The sequence below is a fragment of the Nonomuraea sp. KM88 genome (genome assembly GCF_052245635.1).
In the GTDB taxonomy this organism is placed as follows: Bacteria; Actinomycetota; Actinomycetes; order Streptosporangiales; family Streptosporangiaceae; genus Nonomuraea.
This window is the reverse complement of sequence record NZ_JBQQCC010000019.1, coordinates 130276-146966: the sequence shown is the minus strand read 5'-3', so window position 1 is coordinate 146966 and position 16691 is coordinate 130276. Positions and strand designations below refer to the sequence as shown.

The following is a 16691-nucleotide window of genomic DNA, read 5'->3' as shown; positions in this document are numbered from 1 at the left end:
TACAGACAATAACCTGAGAGAGGATCGTGCCATGACCACCCAGGTCGATGTGTTCGTCGACTACGTCTGCCCCTTCTGCTTCCTCGTCGAGCCGGCGATCGAAGAGCTCAGGCGTGAGCGCGATGTGGAGGTGACGATTCGCCCGTTCGAGCTGCGCCCTGACCCGGTGCCCACCTTGCGGCCGGAAGACGAGTACCTGCCGCGGGTGTGGAAGGACGTGGTGTACCCGATGGCAGAGCGTGTCGGCGTGCCGATGACGCTGCCCTCGGTCTCGCCGCAGCCCCGTACCGAGAAGGCGTTCATGGTGCTGCAGCTCGCCCAGGAACGGGGCAGGGCCGAGGCCTACACCGAGGCGATGTTCCAGGCCTTCTTCCAGGAGGACCGGAACATCGGCGAGGACGACGTGATCCTCGACGTCGCCACCTCGGCCGGCCTCGACCGCGCTGAGGCCCTACAGGCACTTCACAGCGAGGAGCGCCGGATCCGCCAGCGCGAAGATCAGGACTATGCCGTGAACGTCGGGATCGACGCGGTGCCCGGCGTCGTCATCGGGGGGCACGTCCTGCGTGGGGTTCCGTCGGCGACCCGGTTGAAGAAGGTCGTCGACCAGCTCGCCGCGCAGGAGGCAGGACACCGCGCTCCGCGGGCGGAGGACCGGTCGTGATCGTGTCCGCGTCCGACCTGGAACCGGTCATGGACCTGGCCGTCGAGGCCTGCGTCACCCACGTTGCGGCCGGTGGGCTGCCCTTCGTCGGCGTCCTCGTGGAGGCCGGAGGGGAGGTGATCTCGGAGTTCGGAGTCAACCGGGTCCGGGAGACCGGCGACCCGACCGCGCACGCCGAGGTCGTCGCGATGCGCGACGCCATGACCACCCACGGTCTCGACAGCCTGGCCGGCACCGTGCTGCTGGCTACCGGGGAGCCGTGCGGGCTGTGCTACCGGTACGCGGTCGACCGCGGCGTTGAGGCGATCTATGTTGCCGTCGATCGCGATGAGGTCGCCGCCTTCGGCTTCGACTACCGGGCCAGCTATCCAGCGTTCGGCATCACCGATGAGCACCGGGCCGAACTGCTGCGCCCGCTGCCCGTTGCGCGCGGCGACGAGCCGTTCACCCGCTACCTCGACAGCAACCACCCTGCCGGGAACGCGCCCGCGCGTCCGGAAAGTGAATCGAGAGGAACACCGTCATGAGCTGGCTCTACCTGGGCATCGCCGTCATCTTCGAGGTCGCCGTCGGCATCGCGGCGGGCAAGGCGCAGGGCTTCACGAAACTGTCGTGGACCATCGGCACCCTCGTCAGCGGCGCGATCGCCACCTTCTTCCTCAGCCTCGCCCTGCTGACCTTCGAGGTCGGTGTCGGCTACGCCCTGTGGACCTCCCTGGCAGGCGTCGGGATCGTCATCATCGGCGCCCTCCTCCTCTCCCAGCGCCTGACCTGGAAGAAGCTCATCGGCATTGCCGTCGTGATCGCCGGAGTCGTCGGCCTCAACCTCGCCGGAACCGCCTGACCCCTGCTCATCCGAGCACCGCGAAAGGACACGAATCCCCATGACCACCACATCCCAGGCCCTCACCCCGCCCGACACGGAGAAGAAGGCCGGCCCCTGGGTGGCACTGCTCCTGGCCGGAGCCTTCGAGGTTGGCTACGCCCTCAGCGTCAACGGCAGCCAAGGCTTCACCAACCCTGCCTGGTCGCTCGTCGCGATCGTCTTCTTCCTGTTCACGCTGTTCTTCCTCAGCGTCGCCCTGAAGAGGACCGACGTCGGCATCGGCTACGCCGTCTGGGCCGGCATCGGTGCCATCGGAGCAGCGCTCCTCGGACCGGTCTTCTTCAACGAAACGCTCACTCGCGCCAAGGGCTTCTGGCTGGCCGTGATCGTCGCCGGAGTCGTCTGGCTCAAGCTCGCAGACAGCCCCAAGCTCGAACGAGCCCGGGCGATGACCTGAACCACACCACGCGGCCCTCGCGGTGCCGTGACCGTCCAGCAAGAAACCATCCTGCCCGTATCCAGCGATCGCTGGATACGGGCGCACGGCGGCCCTGTCGCCCGCGCCGCCGTCTGTGCGGCGTGGAGCGCCAGGGCTGGTCGTGCTTCCGGCGTGTCGACCTACAACGACACGTTCGCGCCCTCCAGCACGCGCATGAAGGCACGTGACCACTCAGGCAGGTCCGGCCAGCCACGGCAGGAGACCATCGCGCCGTCCACCACGTCGGGGGCGTCCACGAAGGTCGCACCAGCCATTTCCATGTCGGCCCTCAGCGGCGGGAACGCCGCCGTGGTACGGCCGCGCAGCAGGCCGAGCGCGGCGGGCACCTGCGGGCCGTGGCAAATCGTGCCCACCGGCAAGCCGCGTTCGAAGAAGTGGTGCACGATGCGGGCGACGTCGGGATCGGTGCGGATGTACTCCGGTGCGCGGCCGCCCGGGATCACCAGCGCCTGGTAGTCCTCGGGGCGCACGTCGGCGAATGCGAGATCCACCGGCAACCGGTGGCCGGTGGATCTCGGTGTAGGCGTCCCAGCCCGGCTCGAAGTCGTGGACCACCAGCTTCGCCGCACGCGTGGTGAGGGTGGCCACGATGGCCTCATGGCCACCTTCCCGGAGCCGGAAGACGGGGTACATGGAGTCCAGCTCTTCCGCCGCATCGCCGGTCAGGACGAGCACTCGGGCCATGACTCACTCCTCTTCTCCCACGATGGATCTTGATCAGCATGGAACGGAAAGGGCAGACCGCCGCCGGAAGCCTCGCCCGCGTGTGGCGATGGCGCGTGGCCGGCCGTCGCAGGTTGGTCAGGCGCGGGTCCACTTCTGGTTGGCGCCGCCGTGACAGCTCCAGATCTGCAGCCTGGTGCCGTTGGCGGTGCCGGCGCCGCTGACGTCGAGGCACTTGTTCGCCCCGACCGCGGTGATGCTGCCGTCGGCGTTGATGCGCCATTTCTGGTTGTCCTGGCCGTTGCAGTCCCAGATGATCACCGCGGTGCCGTCCGCCGTGCCCGCCGCGTTCACGTCCAGGCACTTGGTGCCGTAGACGCGCAGCTCACCCGCGCTGGTCGAGGTCCACTGCTGGTTGGCCTGCCCGTTGCAGTCCCAGATCTGCGCCTGCGCGCCGTTGGCCTGGGAAGCGCCGTTGACGTCCAGGCACCGGCCCGACCCCGCACCCCGCAGCGCGCTCGTGTCCGGCGGGTTCGGGTCGCCGTCTCCCAACTGCGTGAAGAACTCCCAGACCACCGGTCTGGTCCAGGAGTTCTCGCCGGGTTCGAAGTCGCCAGGCCTCCCGTCAACGGGACCGGGGGTGTGGCCCGCGTCGAACGCCGCCCACGCGACCGGATACCCGGTCCGGCATCCCGAGTAATAGGTGACGATGTGCGTCAGGCTGCCCTGCGCGGGCTCCGGCGGGTTCTGGGGCGTGCAACCGTTGTTCCCGACGAACCTGTCGCGGAGCGACCGGCCCGCGGAGATGTTGAGCACCGGATCCCTGAGGCCGTGCAGTCCGATGTACGCGACGGGCTCCGTGCCGCCGCTGCACCCGCTGAGCTGCGCGCCGGCGTAAACCGCCACCGCGCGGAAGACCGTCGCCCGGGCGCATGCGAGCGCGTAGCTCATGCCGCCGCCGTAGCTGAAGCCCAGGGCGAAGCGTTGTGAGGTGTCCACGCAGAGGTCCGCCTCGATCTCCCGGATCATGTCGTCGACGAAGGTGACGTCCTCACCGCCCGAGTTGGCCCAGCCGTTGTTCAGGCCCTGGGGCGCGACGAAGATCGCGGTGTTGTCCGACAATGCTCTGAGCCCGTAGTAGGACCACGGATAGCCACTGGTTCCGCCCGAGTCGACATCGTTGGCGGTGCCGCCGTTCCAGTGAAATCCAAAGATCAACCGGTAGGGGGTTGTGTTGGTGTAGTTGTCTGGAATCCTCAGGATGTAGTTGCGGTTCTTGCCGCTCGTGGTGATCGAATGAGTTCCGCTGGTCAGCGTCGGGGTTGCGCCGCATCCCGCGGTGGGCGCGAGGGCGCTCTGTTCAGCGGGTGACGGGGCCGCGCTGTCGCCCAGCGCCGTCTGCCCCGTGGCCGGAACGATGAGCAGTGCCGCCGACGCGACAGCTGTGAAAAGTAACCTGAGCCTCGACATCACGCACATTCCTTTGCTGGTCTCGTGGTGACACACGTGAAAGGCAAGCCACTGCTGTCACCTTGAGGGCGTGGGCGGCCGGAGTTTCTGCTCTCTTGTCCGGTGATACCGGACCGACCGGGCGCGCGCCATTTTCGGCCGATCGGGAACCGGCGCCGGCGCGTATTCGGCACAATGGGCCTGTATTTCATGATGTTAGCGTTAACTAAATGCCGCCGTACTCGCTTCTCCTTCTTTGGGGCGGTCGATGGGGATGGCGTAGAGGAGCAAATATGGCTGTGACAGGACCTGTCAAGGGCCGGCACGCTCGACATCGGGGGCCCTCGCCCGAGAGCCCCCGTTCGCTCTTCCGCCTGACCAGGACAGGCGGCCGCGCCCACCGCCGATCCATCGCGATGAAACTTTCACGTCGTTCCGAGTGCCAGGCCGAACCGGTCGGAGACGGCCGGATCAGTGGGACGAGAAGAAAAGGCGCTGCTGGATCTCCCTGCGGTAGTCGTCGAGGGTGTTGTCGATGTGCGTGGCCGCGGACTGGGCAGCCGCTTCCGGATCGCCGGCGCGGATGGCCTGGTAGATGGCGTCGTGCTCCTCGACGGCCTTGGCGGCGTGCCCGCCCACCGAGCCGCGCAGGCCGATGAGGCTCGACTGCGCCTGCAGCCTACGGGCCTCCCGCACGGCGACCTGGAGGAACATGTTGTGCGAGGCCGTGGCGATGGCGGTGTGGAAGGCGTCGTCGCCCTCGTTGAACAGCTCCTCGCGTCCGGTCTCGAAGCCGTGGCGGCACAGGCCGGCCCCTTCTTCGATGGCCCTCAGCTCGGCAGGGGTGGCGCGGCGGGCGGCCAGTCGGCTGGTCTCCATCTCCTGCGCCCGGCGAAACTCGAACAGCATGTAGACGTGGTCGAGGTCGGTCGGGAGGAAGAAGGAGCCCCAGCGCCCGGTGCCCAGCATCCCCTCGTCGTCGGCCACGTACAGGCCGCGGCCCTTCTGGGCGCGTACCCGGCCGAGCGCGGAGAGTATCTTCACCGCCTCGCGCACCACGGTGCGGCTGGTGCCCAGTTGCCGGGCCAGCTCGTTCTCGGTCGGCATGCGGTCGCCCGGACGCAGGCCGAGCTCGACGATCAATTCCAGCACCTGCTCGGCGGCTACCTCGTAACCCGGCCGGTATCCGCTTTCGCGCGGGGTGTCGGTCACCGTGCTTCCTCCTCGCCGTTCCCTGCAAAAGTATGACGGATGAGCCGACCCTCTCCGCCACGAGTGGTGTCCGATGAGTACGACACATATGAACGGTTCATTCGAGGGTTGTCGGCGCGGATCTGCGCGGTCGCAGGTATTACTGCTGATGAACGCATGAACAAGCTCACCACGGCTATGCGATCAGTGCCTGAACCGCGAAATGAGCAGGCTTAAGGGCTTGACGGGTATCCCTGATCCGAAGGTAATTAGGAGCGAGGCCGGCGGCCCCCGACCGCTCCACCCCGCGAAGGCGTCACCTGTCTGAGGATCAGGGTGTGACCTGGCCATACGCCTACCCCCCGAAGGAACAACTGTGCCCTTACGTCCATCCGTCACGATGCTGAGACCGATCCTGATCGGCGTCGTCACCGCCGCGCTGGCCGCGGCGTCCGCCCTCGTCGCCTCCGCCACCCCGGCCGTCGCGGCCACCACGACCCTGCACGCGTCTCCCGCCGGCACCGGCACCGCCTGCACCTCCGCCCAGCCGTGCTCGCTGACCGAGGCGCAGGCGGCGGTACGTTCGCTGAACGCCGGGATGTCCGGTGACATCGTCGTGGAGCTGGCGGGCGGGGTGTATCGGCTGTCCGCGCCGCTCAGGCTGACCGCCGCCGACTCCGGGAACAACGGCTACTCAGTCAGATGGCAGGCCGCGGAGGGGGCCGTCCCGGTCATCAGCGGAGCCAGGGCGGTCACCGGATGGACCGTGGCGGACTCGGGAAAGAACATCTGGCGCGTCAACGTCGGCGCCGGGATCGACACCCGGCAGCTGTACGTCGACGGCGCGCTCGCCACCCGGGCGCGCACCGCCGTCAACCGGTCCGACTTCACCGCGAGCAGCACCGGAATGAGGTTCACCAGCGGTGCGCTGAGCTACCTGAACAACCTCGCCAACCAGGGCCGGGTCGAGATGGAGAGCGTCGGCTCGTTCACCGACCGGTACGCGCCGGTGCGGAGCATCAGCGGAAACCTCATCACGATGCGGCAGCCCGCCTGGAACAACAACAACTTCGGGTACGACACCTTCACCAGCCCGCACCGGGCCGGCCCGCTCTATCTGGTCAACGCCTACGAGTTCCTCGACTCGCCGGGGGAGTGGTACCTCGACCCGGCGACGGGCGCCCTGTCCTACATCCCGCTCGCCGGGCAGAACATGGGCAACGCCAGCGTGGAGCTGCCGGTGCTCCAGTCGCTGGTGCACGTCGGGGGAACCTACGACGCGCCCGCGCACCACATCGCGTTCAGCGGGGTCACCTTCACCGGTACGAGCTGGCTCGGCCCCAGCGGCGACCAGGGCTACGTGGACCAGCAGACCGGCTCCTACATAGCGGGCAACTGGAACTGGCCCGCCTTCACCTCCTGCCACCAGGGCTGCAGGCAGTTCGAGGCGACCCGGCCGAACTGGCACCAGATGCCGGCCGCCGTGCAGGTCTCCGCGGCGAACACCATCACCTTCACCGACTCGCGCTTCGTCAACCTGGGACAGACGGCCATCGGCATCGGCAACGACGCCAACGCGCACGCCAGCGGTGTCGGCCTGGGCGCCGCCGACATCACGGTCACCCGGTCGGAGATCGCCCGTAGCTCGGCCGGCGGCATCGTGGTCGGCGGCGTGCGCGCCGACGCGCACCACCCGAGTGACCAGCGGATGGTCAACCGGAACATCACCGTCAGCGACAACACCATCCACGACCTCGGCCTGGACCACCGGGGCGTCGTCTCGGTCCTGACCACCTACGTCACCGGCACCGACGTGTCCCACAACGAGGTCTACAACATGCCGTACACCGGCATGTCGATCGGGTACGGCTGGGGCGCCAACGAGCCGGGCGGCAGCACCCACTACGCCGACCGCGGCCTGTACGACTTCCAGCCGCGCTACACCACGGCCACCACCGCCTCCGGCAACCGGCTCATCGGCAACTACGTGCACGACGTCATGCAGCAGATGACCGACGGCGGCTGCATCTACACGCTGTCGTGGAACCCGGGCGCGGTGATCAGCGACAACCACTGCCTGCGCACCAACGGCTGGTTCGGCATCTACTTCGACGAGGGCTCGCGGCACTACACCGTCAGGAACAACGTGCTGTCGAACACCGGCACCTGGGCCACCGCCAACTACTGGTACGGCGAGAACATGGGCGACTTCACCGTCACCGGCAACTGGTCGACCAACGGCAGCACCAATGTCACCAACGGCGACCGCGGCAACGTGGTGAACAACAACGTCACCGTCACCAACGGCGCCTGGCCGGCCGGCGCCCAGGCCGTGATGGCGTCCGCCGGGCCCCAGGACCGGCCTCCGGGGAGCACGAGCGCGTACAAGGGGGTGGGGTCGGGCCGCTGCCTGGACGTCAACGGCGCTTCCCAGGCCAACGGCGCGCAGGCGCAGATCTGGGACTGCAACGGGCAGGCCAACCAGCAGTGGACCTCGACCAGCGCGGGTGAGCTGCGGGTTTATGGCGGCAAGTGCCTGGACGTGAACGGGGCCGGGACGGCGGACGGCACCGCGGTGATCATCTGGGACTGCAACGGCCAGGACAACCAGAAGTGGCGCATCAACGCCGACGGCAGCATCACCGCGGTCGGGGCGAACAAGTGCCTGGACGTCAGCGGCGCCGGCACCGCCAACGGCACCGAAGTGCACATCTGGAGCTGTCACGGCGGCGCCAACCAGAAGTGGACCCGCGCCTGACACCGTCCGCCTGACGACGATCCTCGTCTCCCGACGTGGCCGGAGGGGGCACTCCTCCGGCCACGGAGCAGAATCCCGGGCGCCTCGCCCTGACCGGTCTTCCTGCTGCAGGAGGGAACACTCATGTCCCGACGTCCGTGGCTCACCCTGCTGACCACGATGGCGCTCATCATGCCCGGAGCGCTCGCGCTCAACGCCTCCCCTGCGAACGCCCTCGACATCCCGGCGTCCGACTACCAGCAGGTGTCCCTCGCGTCGGGTGGCGCGGAACTGGGTGAGGCGATGTCGCTGGCCGTGATGCCGAACCGGTCGGTGGTGCACACGGCGCGCGACGGCACGGTCCGGGTCACCGACGTCGACGGCGACACGACGGTGGCCGGCAGGCTCAACGTCTACACCCACGACGAGGAGGGCCTCCAGGGAGTGGCGGTCGACCCCGGCTTCGCGTCGAACCGGCACCTCTGGCTCTACTACTCCCCGCGGCTGAGCACGCCGAACGGCGATGCGCCGAGCACCGGCACGCAGGACCAGTTCGACCAGTGGAAGGGCGAGCTCTACCTGTCCCGGTTCACCCTCAAGACGGACGGCACCCTCGACATGAGCAGCGAGAAGGTGGTCCTCCGGGTGCAGAACGACCGTGGCCAGTGCTGCCACGTGGGCGGGGACATCGACTTCGACGCCGCCGGCAACCTGTACCTGACCACCGGCGACGACACCAACCCGTTCGAGTCGAGCGGCTACTCCCCGCTGGACGAGCGGACCAACCGCAACCCGCAGTACGACGCCCAGCGCTCGTCCGCCAACACCAACGACCTGCGTGGCAAGCTCCTGCGCATCAAACCGCAGCCCGACGGCAGCTACACGATCCCCGACGGCAACCTGTTCCCGCCGGGGACGGCGAAGACCCGGCCGGAGATCTACGCGATGGGCTTCCGCAACCCGTTCCGGATGAGCGTGGACAAGGCGACCGGCGTCGTCTATCTCGGCGACTACGGGCCCGACGCGGGCGTGACCAGCTCCAGCCGCGGGCCGAGCGGGCAGGTGGAGTTCGATCGCATCACCGGGCCCGGCAACTACGGATGGCCGTACTGCACGGGCACGAACACCACCAGCGAGACCTACAACGAGTGGAACTTCGCCACCAACAGCACCGGTCCGAAGTACGACTGCGCGGGCGGCCCCGCCAACAACTCCTTCCGCAACACCGGCCTGACCGCGCTGCCCCCGGCGAAGCCGGCCTGGATCCGGTACGCGGGGGACGCCGGAAGCCCGCCGGAGTTCGGCTCCGGGTCGGAGTCGCCGATGGGTGGCCCGGTCTACCGTTACGACCCCAACCTGAATTCGGCCGTCAAGTTCCCCCAGGCGCTCGACGGGCGGTATTTCGCCGGTGAGTACGGCCGGCGGTGGATCAAGGCGATCGAGGTCAGGTCGGACGGCGCCTACGGGGAGATCTCGGCGTTCCCCTGGTCGGGGACGCAGGTGATGGACATGGCCTTCGGCCCCGACGGGGCCCTGTACGTCCTCGACTACGGCACCGGGAACAACAACCAGGCGCTGTACCGCATCGAGTACATCGGCAGCGCCGACCGCAATCCGATCGCCAAGGTGTCCGCCGACAAGACGTCGGGACCGGCTCCACTGGCGGTGACCTTCTCCTCGGCGGGCAGCTCGGATCCGGAGGGCGGCGCGCTGAGCTTCTCGTGGGACTTCGGTGACGGCACCACCTCCACGGCGGCGAATCCGAGCAAGACCTACACCACGAACGGCACCTACACGGTGACGCTCACGGTCCGGGATCCGCAGGGTCTCACCGGCACGGCGAGCGTGATCGTGACCGTCGGCAACACCGCGCCGACGGTCAGCCTCACCACCCCTGCCGACGGGCAACTGTTCTCCTTCGGAGACACCGTGCCCTTCCAGGTCACCGTCAGCGACCCGGAGGACGGCACGATCGACTGCGACGAGGTCACCGTCGCCTACTTCCTCGGCCACGACAGCCACCGCCACCAGATCACCTCCAGGACCGGCTGTTCGGGCTCCATCGCGGTGCCGGTCGACGGTGAGCACGACGCCGCGGCCAACATCTACGGCGTCTTCGAGGCCTCCTACACCGACAAGGGCGATCTGACCTCCACCAGCGCCCGTACGCTCCAGCCGCGGCACCGGCAGGCTGAGCACTTCGGCGCCCAGCAGGGCATCCAGACGGCCGAGCACGCCACCGCGGAAGGCGGCGAGACGGTCGGCTTCACCGACGACGGCGACTGGATCTCCTTCCAGCCGTACATCCTGGCGAACGCGACGAGCATCACGGCCCGGGTGTCCTCGGCCGGCGCGGGCGGCAGGATCGAGGTGCGGGCGGGCTCGGCGACGGGCACGCTGCTGGGAACGGCGGACGTGGCGAGCACCGGCGGCTGGGACACCTTCACCGACGTCTCGGCGAACCTCAGTGGCGCGCCGGCCGGCACGACGACGCTGTATCTGGTCTTCCGCGGTCCGACCGGACAGGGTTACCTGTTCGACGTGGACGCCTTCACCCTCGACACCGGCACCCCGCCCTCGGGAGGCACGAGTGCCTTGGAGGGTGTGGGGTCGGGCCGCTGCCTGGACGTCAACGGCGCCTCGCAGGCCAACGGCGCGCAGGCGCAGATCTGGGACTGCAACGGGCAGGCCAACCAGCAGTGGACCTCGACCAGCGCGGGTGAGCTGCGGGTTTATGGCGGCAAGTGCCTGGACGTGAACGGGGCCGGGACGGCGGACGGCACCGCGGTGATCATCTGGGACTGCAACGGCCAGGACAACCAGAAATGGCGCATCAACGCCGACGGCAGCATCACCGCGGTCGGGGCGAACAAGTGCCTCGACGTCAGCGGCACCGCCAACGGCACCAGGGCGCGCATCTGGACCTGCACAGGAGGAACCAACCAGCGCTGGACCCGCCTCTGAAAGGGACAACCATGCTGCGACATCCGACCCCCTCCGCGCCCGGGCGCACCGCGGGGAGCGACCGAACACCCTCCGTGCTGCGACGGCTGTCCGTGGCGGTGGTGGCGATCATCGCCGCCGCGACGATGATCCCCGCCATCCCCGCCCAGGCCGCCGCCTTCAAGGTGCTGGTGTTCTCCAAGACGGCCGGGTTCCGGCACGACTCGATCCCCACCGGGATCCAGGCCATCCGCGACCTGGGGGCCGCCGACGACTTCGCCGTCGACGCGACGGAGGACTCGGGCGCCTTCAGCACGGCCAACCTGGCCCAGTACCAGGCGGTGGTGTTCCTCAACACGACCGGTGACGTGCTGAACGACACCCAGCAGGCCGCCTTCCAGACGTACGTGAACGGCGGAGGCGGTTACGTCGGGGTGCATGCGGCCGCGGACACCGAGTACGACTGGCCGTACTACGGGCAGCTCATGGGAGCCTGGTTCAGCAACCACCCGGCGATCCAGCAGGCCACCGTACGGAACGAGGACCGGGCACACGCCGCGACCGCCCACCTCGGGGCGGCCTGGTCACGCACCGACGAGTGGTACAACTACCGCTCCAACCCGCGCCCGAACGTCCGGGTGCTGCAGAGCCTGGACGAGGGCAGCTACAGCGGCGGCGGCATGGGCGATCACCCGATCACCTGGTGCCGGCCACAGTCCTCGGGCCGCGCGTTCTACACCGGCCTGGGACACACCCAGGAGTCGTACGCCGATCCGAACTTCCGCACGCTGCTGCTCGGCGGAATCCGGTACGCGGCCGGGGCCGCCAACGCCGACTGCCGCCCGGAGACCGGGTACACGACGTTGTACAACGGCTCGACGACGGGCTGGTCGCAGGCGGGGCCGGGGTCGTTCGCCAACAGTGACGCCACGCTGACCTCCCAGGGCGGCATGGGGATGTTGTGGTACGACTCCAAGGAGTTCAGCTCCTACTCCCTCAAGCTCGACTGGAAGATGACCGGCGACTCCAACTCCGGCGTGATCGTCGGGTTCCCGGCCACCGGCGACCCCGACGCGGCGCTCGACACCGGATACGAGGTGCAGATCGACGCGACCGACACCGCGGACAGGACGACCGGGGCGATCTACGGTTTCCAGGCCGCCGACCTCGCCGCCCGCGACGCGGCGCTGAACCCTCCGGGGGAGTGGAACACCTACGAGCTGCTGGTGGAGGGTGAGCGGCTGCAGGTGTTCCTGAACGGCAGCAGAATCAACGATTTCACCAACACGGATCCGGTCCGCTCGCTCCAGCAGGGCCACATCGGCATCCAGAACCACGGGTCCGGAGACGTGGTGTCCTTCCGCAACATCCGCATCAAGGAACTGGCCGGCACGCCGGGCGGCACGAGCGCGCTGCGGGGTGCGGGGTCGAACCGGTGCCTGGACGTCAGCGGCGCCTCGCGGGCCAACGGCGCGCAGGCGCAGATCTGGGACTGCCATGGCCAGGCGAACCAGCAGTGGACCTCGACCAGCGCGGGTGAGCTGCGGGTTTATGGCGGCAAGTGCCTGGACGTGAACGGGGCCGGGACGGCGGACGGCACCGCGGTGATCATCTGGGACTGCAACGGCCAGGACAACCAGAAGTGGCGCATCAACGCCGACGGCAGCATCACCGCGGTCGGGGCGAACAAGTGCCTCGACGTCAGCGGCACCGCCAACGGCACCAGGGCGCGCATCTGGGCCTGCACCGGAGGAGCCAACCAGCGCTGGACCCACGTCTGAGGCTCTCGGCCACACCCTCGCGCGGCCCTTCGACCGGGGCCGCGCGAGCCACGGGGCGCAGCGACCGCGACCGCGGTGCCGGTGCGCGGTCAGCGTCCTGCCCGGGCGGCCAGGGAGGCCAGGAGTCCCTTGACCTCGGTCGCCTCGTACGAGTCACGGTCGAAGGGAGCGATGATCAGCGGTCCGTCGTCGGGGAGATCCGGCAGCCGGCCATGGCTGCCCCGCACCGGAGCCGGGTCGAGCGGCACCACCCGCATCGTGTACCGGAACCCCAGCTTCTTCCTGGCGAGCGCCGCCCCCGCGCGCAGCTTGACGAACGGATCGCGCGGGTCCATGAACAACTCGGCGGGGTCGTAGCCGGGTTTGCGGTGGATGTCCACGAGCCTGGCGAAATCCGGGGCGCGGTCGTCGGAGAGCCAGTAGTAATAGGTGAACCAGGCGTCGGGCTCCGCCACCGCGACGAGCTCGCCGGCGCGCTCGTGGTCGAGCCCGTACTTCGCCTTCCCCGCCTGGTCGAGCACCTCGTCCACGCCGGCCAGTTCGGCGATGACGGCCCGGGTGCGGTCGAGGTCGCCGGGGTCGCGCACGTACACGTGGGCCACCTGGTGGTCGGCGACGGCGAAGGCCCGGGACGTCCACGGGTCGAGGTACTCCATCCCGGCCTGGACGTAGACCTCCAGGAGACCCGCGGTGCGCAGCGCCCGGTTGACGTCCACCGGGCGGGACACCGGGGTGATGCCGTATTCGGAGAGCACGACCACCTCGGCGTCCTCGGCCAGGAGCGGAGCCAGCGCGGCGTCGACGGCGCGGGCGGCCGCGATCGCCTCGGGACCGGCGGGGCCGTACCGCTGGAGGTCGTAGTCGAGGTGCGGCACGTAGACCAGCAGCAGATCCGGCCGTTCGCGGGCCAGGATGCGGCGGGCCGCGGCGATGATCCATTCGGAGGAGGCGATCCCCGCGTTGGGTCCCCAGTAGGTGAACAGGGGGAACGGCCCCAGTGCGGCCTCGAGGTCGTCGTGGAGTGCGGGCGGGCGGGTGTAGCAGTCGGGAGACTTGCGGCCGTCGGCGTGGTAGACGGGACGCGGGGTGACGAGCAGGTCGGTGGGCGCGCCCATCGCGTACCACCAGCAGACGTTGGCGGTGCGCAGGCCGGTCGCGGCGGTCCACAGCTGGTCGCCCTGGATGAGCGCGTTGTGCTGGCGCCACAGCAGCACCTCGCCGAGATCCCGGAAGTACCACCCGTTTCCCACGATGCCGTGGTCGCGGGGCATCGAACCGGTCAGCAGGGTGGCCTGCATCGAGCAGGTGACGGCGGGCAGCACGGGCCGCAGCGCGGCCGCCGAGCCCACTTTCGCCACATTCGGCATGTGCGCGAGAAGGCGCGGGGTGAGCCCGACCGCATTGATCACGATCAGCGGTGCCATCAGAGTCTCCCGAGGGGACCGTCGTCTTGGGGCGACGGGTGAATCGGGAGCGGGAGGGCCGTCAAGGCCCGAGCGTGCCCTGACTTGTCGGGTCCGCGCATCACGGATGTCCTTCCTGGTTTTGTCGGCGCCAGCCGATATCGTGGCGGTGTCGTTACCGAACGTGACGGGGGGTGGGTGTGCGCAGGTCGTTCCGATTTCTGCTGCGCCCCACCGCCCGGCAGGCGGCGGCGCTGGCGGCGTGCCTGGAGGACCACCGGCAACTCTACAATGCGGCTTTGGAGCACCGCCGCACCGCCTACGCGAAGGCGGGCGTGAGTGTCCGGTACGGCGAGCAGTCGGCCGAGCTGAAACACATCCGCGCCGACGACTCCGGCGGGCAGGGGCGTTGGTCGTTCTCCTCCCAGCAGGCCACGCTGCGACGGCTGGACAAGGCGTTTCGCGCGTTCTTCACGCGGGTCGGCGAGGGTCGCGCGCCGGGGTTTCCGCGTTTCAAGGGGCGTGGCCGGTTCGACACGGTCGAGTGGCCGAAGGACGGCGACGGCTGCCGGTGGGACTCCCAGCCCGAGCACCCGACCGTCACCTACGTGCGCCTCCAGGGCGTCGGGCATGTCCGCGTCCACCGGCACCGCGCGGTCAAGGGCCGGGTGAAGACGATCGCGGTGAAGCGGGAAGGCAACCGATGGTTCGTGGTGCTGTCGTGCGACGACGTGCCCGCCGGACCGCTGCCCGCCACCGGCGCGGTGGCCGGGATCGACATGGGCGTGGCGTCCCTCGTCACGACCAGCGACGGGGAGCATCTGAGCAACCCCCGCCCCCTGGCCGCGTCCGCTGACCGGCTGGCGGCCGCGCAGCGGGTTCTGGCCCGGAAGGAACGGGGTTCCAAGCGGCGGCGTAAGGCGGTGGCCCGCGTGGCCGCGCTGCACGCCAGGGTGCGCAGGCAACGTCTGGACGGCGCGCACAAGGCCGCGCTCGCCCTGGTCCGCGCCTATGACGTGATCGTGCACGAGGACCTGCGGATCGCGCACATGACCCGCTCGGCGGCGGGCACGATCGAAGCTCCCGGCCGGGGCGTCGCCGCCAAGTCCGGCTTGAACCGGTCGATCCTGGACGCGGGTTGGGGGGTGTTCCTGACGATCCTCGCGTACAAGGCTGAAAGCGCCGGTCGCAAGCTGATCGCGGTGAACCCCGCCGGCACCTCCCGCACCTGCGCCCGCTGCGGGCACTGCGCGAAGGAGAACCGCGTCACCCAGGCCGGGTTCGCCTGCACGGCGTGCGGGCATGCCGCGCACGCCGACGTCAACGCGGCGGTCAACATCGTGAGGGCAGGGCTTGCCCTTCGCCAGGCTGCGCAAGCGGCTTAGCGAGAAGCCGCTCCCTTCAGGGAGCGGAGGAGTCACCACGTCTCCTTCAGCCCGAGGGCGGCCAGCTGCGCCCGCATCCAGTGGAGCTCGGCGGCGATGCCGTGCGCGATGTCGGCCGGCGCGCCGGGAAGCACGTTCCACGTGTAGGTCTCCACCTCGACGTGCCTGGTCAGCGGACGCTCCCTGCCGACAAGCACCTCCAGCAGGCGCCGCAGGTAGGGGGCGCTGGTGGCGAGCGGAGGGGGCGGCGCGTCGTGCAGCGGGACGTGGAAGTGCACCCGCCAGCTCTCGTCCGCGGGCAGGCCACCGGCCAGGGCCTCGCCCAGGTCGTCGGTGTATCCGCTGGCCGAGCGCGTCTGGTGGAGGAAGCGGGGCTCGTCGAACGCGGCCAGGGCCCGCTGCGCCCGCGGCGGCGCCACCAACGCGCACGACGCCTGGAGCTTCACGATCGGCAACCCGCAGGCGGCGCCCGCGTCAGGCTCCTCGAAACCCACGGCCATGTGGCAGGCGTCCAGACAGAGACCGAGGTGGTCGTGGTCCACGTCACTCAGCAGGGCGCCCGCCTGGGACGTCGTCTCGACGATGCAGCCGGGCTCCGGCTCGAAGCCCAGCCGGATCACCTTGCCGGTACGGCCGGCCAGCGCGCGCAGGCCCTCGGCGACCGCGTCGAGATTGGCCATCACCGCCGCCGCCTTCTCTCTCGTCCACCCGGTCCGCCAGGCGAGAGGCAGGGTCGAGATCGTGCCCTCGGTGACGTCGTCCGGCAGCAGCGAGGCGAGGATCCCGGCGAGCCCGAGCGTGTGGCGCAGCCGCTCCGCGTCGGCCCAGTCAGGGGTGTAGACGCGGTACTTCACGATCTCGTCGTGGAAGCCGCGGTAGGGGAACCCGTTGAGGGTCACGACCTCCAGCCCGAGCGCGGTCAGCCGCTCGCGCAGCGCCGCGAGTTCCCCGGGCCGGGCGGTGAGGTCCGCGGCGGCGTGCCGGGACAGCCACAGCCCGAGCCCGAGCCGTTCGACGCCGAGCAGGCGCCTGACCCGCGCCGCGACGCCGGACAGCTGACCGTGGATGCCGGGGAGATCCTCCGCGGCGTGGACATTGGTGCAGTAGGACAGGTGCACCGTCGAGCCGTCCGCATGGCGCAGCCGCATGG

Annotated in this window: 13 protein-coding genes; 8 read left to right on the top strand and 5 right to left on the bottom strand. The window is 69.5% G+C overall.

The features are described 5' to 3' along the window. Nucleotides 1-31: 31 nt before the first annotated feature. From ACTWPV_RS40515 to ACTWPV_RS40500, 4 genes are read left to right on the top strand one after another with little or no spacing between them, the layout of a single operon-like run. Nucleotides 32-664, top strand: coding sequence for a DsbA family oxidoreductase (locus tag ACTWPV_RS40515; RefSeq protein WP_443155843.1), 633 nt, complete (start codon nucleotides 32-34; stop codon nucleotides 662-664). Continuing rightward, nucleotides 661-1191, top strand: coding sequence for a nucleoside deaminase (locus tag ACTWPV_RS40510; RefSeq protein WP_347648687.1), 531 nt, complete (start codon nucleotides 661-663; stop codon nucleotides 1189-1191). Before ACTWPV_RS40515 ends, ACTWPV_RS40510 begins: the two co-directional genes overlap by 4 nt. After that, nucleotides 1188-1508 carry a DMT family transporter gene (locus ACTWPV_RS40505; RefSeq protein ID WP_443155842.1) on the top strand — a complete coding sequence of 107 codons (321 nt, stop codon included), beginning with the start codon at nucleotides 1188-1190 and terminating at the stop codon, nucleotides 1506-1508. Before ACTWPV_RS40510 ends, ACTWPV_RS40505 begins: the two co-directional genes overlap by 4 nt. A gap of 40 nt (nucleotides 1509-1548) precedes the next feature. Further along, nucleotides 1549-1947 carry a DMT family transporter gene (locus ACTWPV_RS40500; protein ID WP_443155841.1) on the top strand — a complete coding sequence of 133 codons (399 nt, stop codon included), beginning with the start codon at nucleotides 1549-1551 and terminating at the stop codon, nucleotides 1945-1947. Between the two features lie 161 nt (nucleotides 1948-2108). Here ACTWPV_RS40500 and ACTWPV_RS40495 read toward each other — a convergent pair whose 3' ends face one another. The 3 genes from ACTWPV_RS40495 to ACTWPV_RS40485 form a co-directional block, all read right to left on the bottom strand. Next, nucleotides 2109-2588 (bottom strand): DJ-1/PfpI family protein, encoded by a 480-nt coding sequence (locus tag ACTWPV_RS40495; RefSeq protein ID WP_443155840.1) that lies wholly within the window; start codon nucleotides 2586-2588, stop codon nucleotides 2109-2111. 202 nt (nucleotides 2589-2790) lie between these two features. Then, nucleotides 2791-4122 (bottom strand): ricin-type beta-trefoil lectin domain protein, encoded by a 1332-nt coding sequence (locus ACTWPV_RS40490; RefSeq protein WP_443155865.1) that lies wholly within the window; start codon nucleotides 4120-4122, stop codon nucleotides 2791-2793. 450 nt (nucleotides 4123-4572) lie between these two features. Next, on the bottom strand, nucleotides 4573-5313 hold the full coding sequence (locus ACTWPV_RS40485) for a FadR/GntR family transcriptional regulator (RefSeq protein ID WP_347623412.1): 741 nt from the start codon (nucleotides 5311-5313) through the stop codon (nucleotides 4573-4575). A gap of 379 nt (nucleotides 5314-5692) precedes the next feature. Between ACTWPV_RS40485 and ACTWPV_RS40480 the strand changes: the two genes are divergently transcribed. The 3 genes from ACTWPV_RS40480 to ACTWPV_RS40470 all read left to right on the top strand — a co-directional run bounded on the left by ACTWPV_RS40480 (nucleotide 5693) and on the right by ACTWPV_RS40470 (nucleotide 12753). Then, nucleotides 5693-8050: an RICIN domain-containing protein gene (locus ACTWPV_RS40480; protein WP_443155839.1), complete on the top strand. Its 2358-nt coding sequence runs from the start codon at nucleotides 5693-5695 to the stop codon at nucleotides 8048-8050. A gap of 123 nt (nucleotides 8051-8173) precedes the next feature. After that, complete coding sequence (locus ACTWPV_RS40475; protein ID WP_443155838.1) at nucleotides 8174-10993, top strand: PQQ-dependent sugar dehydrogenase; 2820 nt, start codon at nucleotides 8174-8176, stop codon at nucleotides 10991-10993. Nucleotides 10994-11004: 11 nt separating this feature from the next. Continuing rightward, nucleotides 11005-12753 (top strand): ThuA domain-containing protein, encoded by a 1749-nt coding sequence (locus tag ACTWPV_RS40470; protein WP_443155837.1) that lies wholly within the window; start codon nucleotides 11005-11007, stop codon nucleotides 12751-12753. An 89-nt stretch (nucleotides 12754-12842) separates the two neighbouring features. Here ACTWPV_RS40470 and ACTWPV_RS40465 read toward each other — a convergent pair whose 3' ends face one another. Beyond that, complete coding sequence (locus tag ACTWPV_RS40465; RefSeq protein ID WP_443155836.1) at nucleotides 12843-14177, bottom strand: nucleotide pyrophosphatase/phosphodiesterase family protein; 1335 nt, start codon at nucleotides 14175-14177, stop codon at nucleotides 12843-12845. A 179-nt stretch (nucleotides 14178-14356) separates the two neighbouring features. Here ACTWPV_RS40465 and ACTWPV_RS40460 point away from each other — a divergent pair, with 179 nt between their 5' ends. Then, nucleotides 14357-15541, top strand: a complete 1185-nt coding sequence (locus tag ACTWPV_RS40460; RefSeq protein ID WP_443155835.1) for an RNA-guided endonuclease InsQ/TnpB family protein — start codon at nucleotides 14357-14359, stop codon at nucleotides 15539-15541. A 32-nt stretch (nucleotides 15542-15573) separates the two neighbouring features. Here the strand turns inward: ACTWPV_RS40460 and eboE are convergent, their stop codons facing one another. Further along, complete coding sequence (gene eboE / locus ACTWPV_RS40455; RefSeq protein WP_443155834.1) at nucleotides 15574-16689, bottom strand: metabolite traffic protein EboE; 1116 nt, start codon at nucleotides 16687-16689, stop codon at nucleotides 15574-15576. Nucleotides 16690-16691 lie beyond the last annotated feature (2 nt).

Bases quoted from the DNA above. Each gene is read 5' to 3' on its own strand.
- ACTWPV_RS40515 (WP_443155843.1), top strand. From the start codon at position 32: ATGACCACCCAGGTCGATGTGTTCGTCGACTACGTCTGCCCCTTCTGC.
- ACTWPV_RS40505 (WP_443155842.1), top strand. From the start codon at position 1,188: ATGAGCTGGCTCTACCTGGGCATCGCCGTCATCTTCGAGGTCGCCGTC.
- ACTWPV_RS40500 (WP_443155841.1), top strand. From the start codon at position 1,549: ATGACCACCACATCCCAGGCCCTCACCCCGCCCGACACGGAGAAGAAG.
- ACTWPV_RS40495 (WP_443155840.1), bottom strand. From the start codon at position 2,588: ATGAGGCCATCGTGGCCACCCTCACCACGCGTGCGGCGAAGCTGGTGG.
- ACTWPV_RS40490 (WP_443155865.1), bottom strand. From the start codon at position 4,122: ATGTCGAGGCTCAGGTTACTTTTCACAGCTGTCGCGTCGGCGGCACTG.
- ACTWPV_RS40480 (WP_443155839.1), top strand. From the start codon at position 5,693: ATGCTGAGACCGATCCTGATCGGCGTCGTCACCGCCGCGCTGGCCGCG.
- ACTWPV_RS40475 (WP_443155838.1), top strand. From the start codon at position 8,174: ATGTCCCGACGTCCGTGGCTCACCCTGCTGACCACGATGGCGCTCATC.
- ACTWPV_RS40470 (WP_443155837.1), top strand. From the start codon at position 11,005: ATGCTGCGACATCCGACCCCCTCCGCGCCCGGGCGCACCGCGGGGAGC.
- ACTWPV_RS40465 (WP_443155836.1), bottom strand. From the start codon at position 14,177: ATGGCACCGCTGATCGTGATCAATGCGGTCGGGCTCACCCCGCGCCTT.
- eboE (WP_443155834.1), bottom strand. From the start codon at position 16,689: ATGCGGCTGCGCCATGCGGACGGCTCGACGGTGCACCTGTCCTACTGC.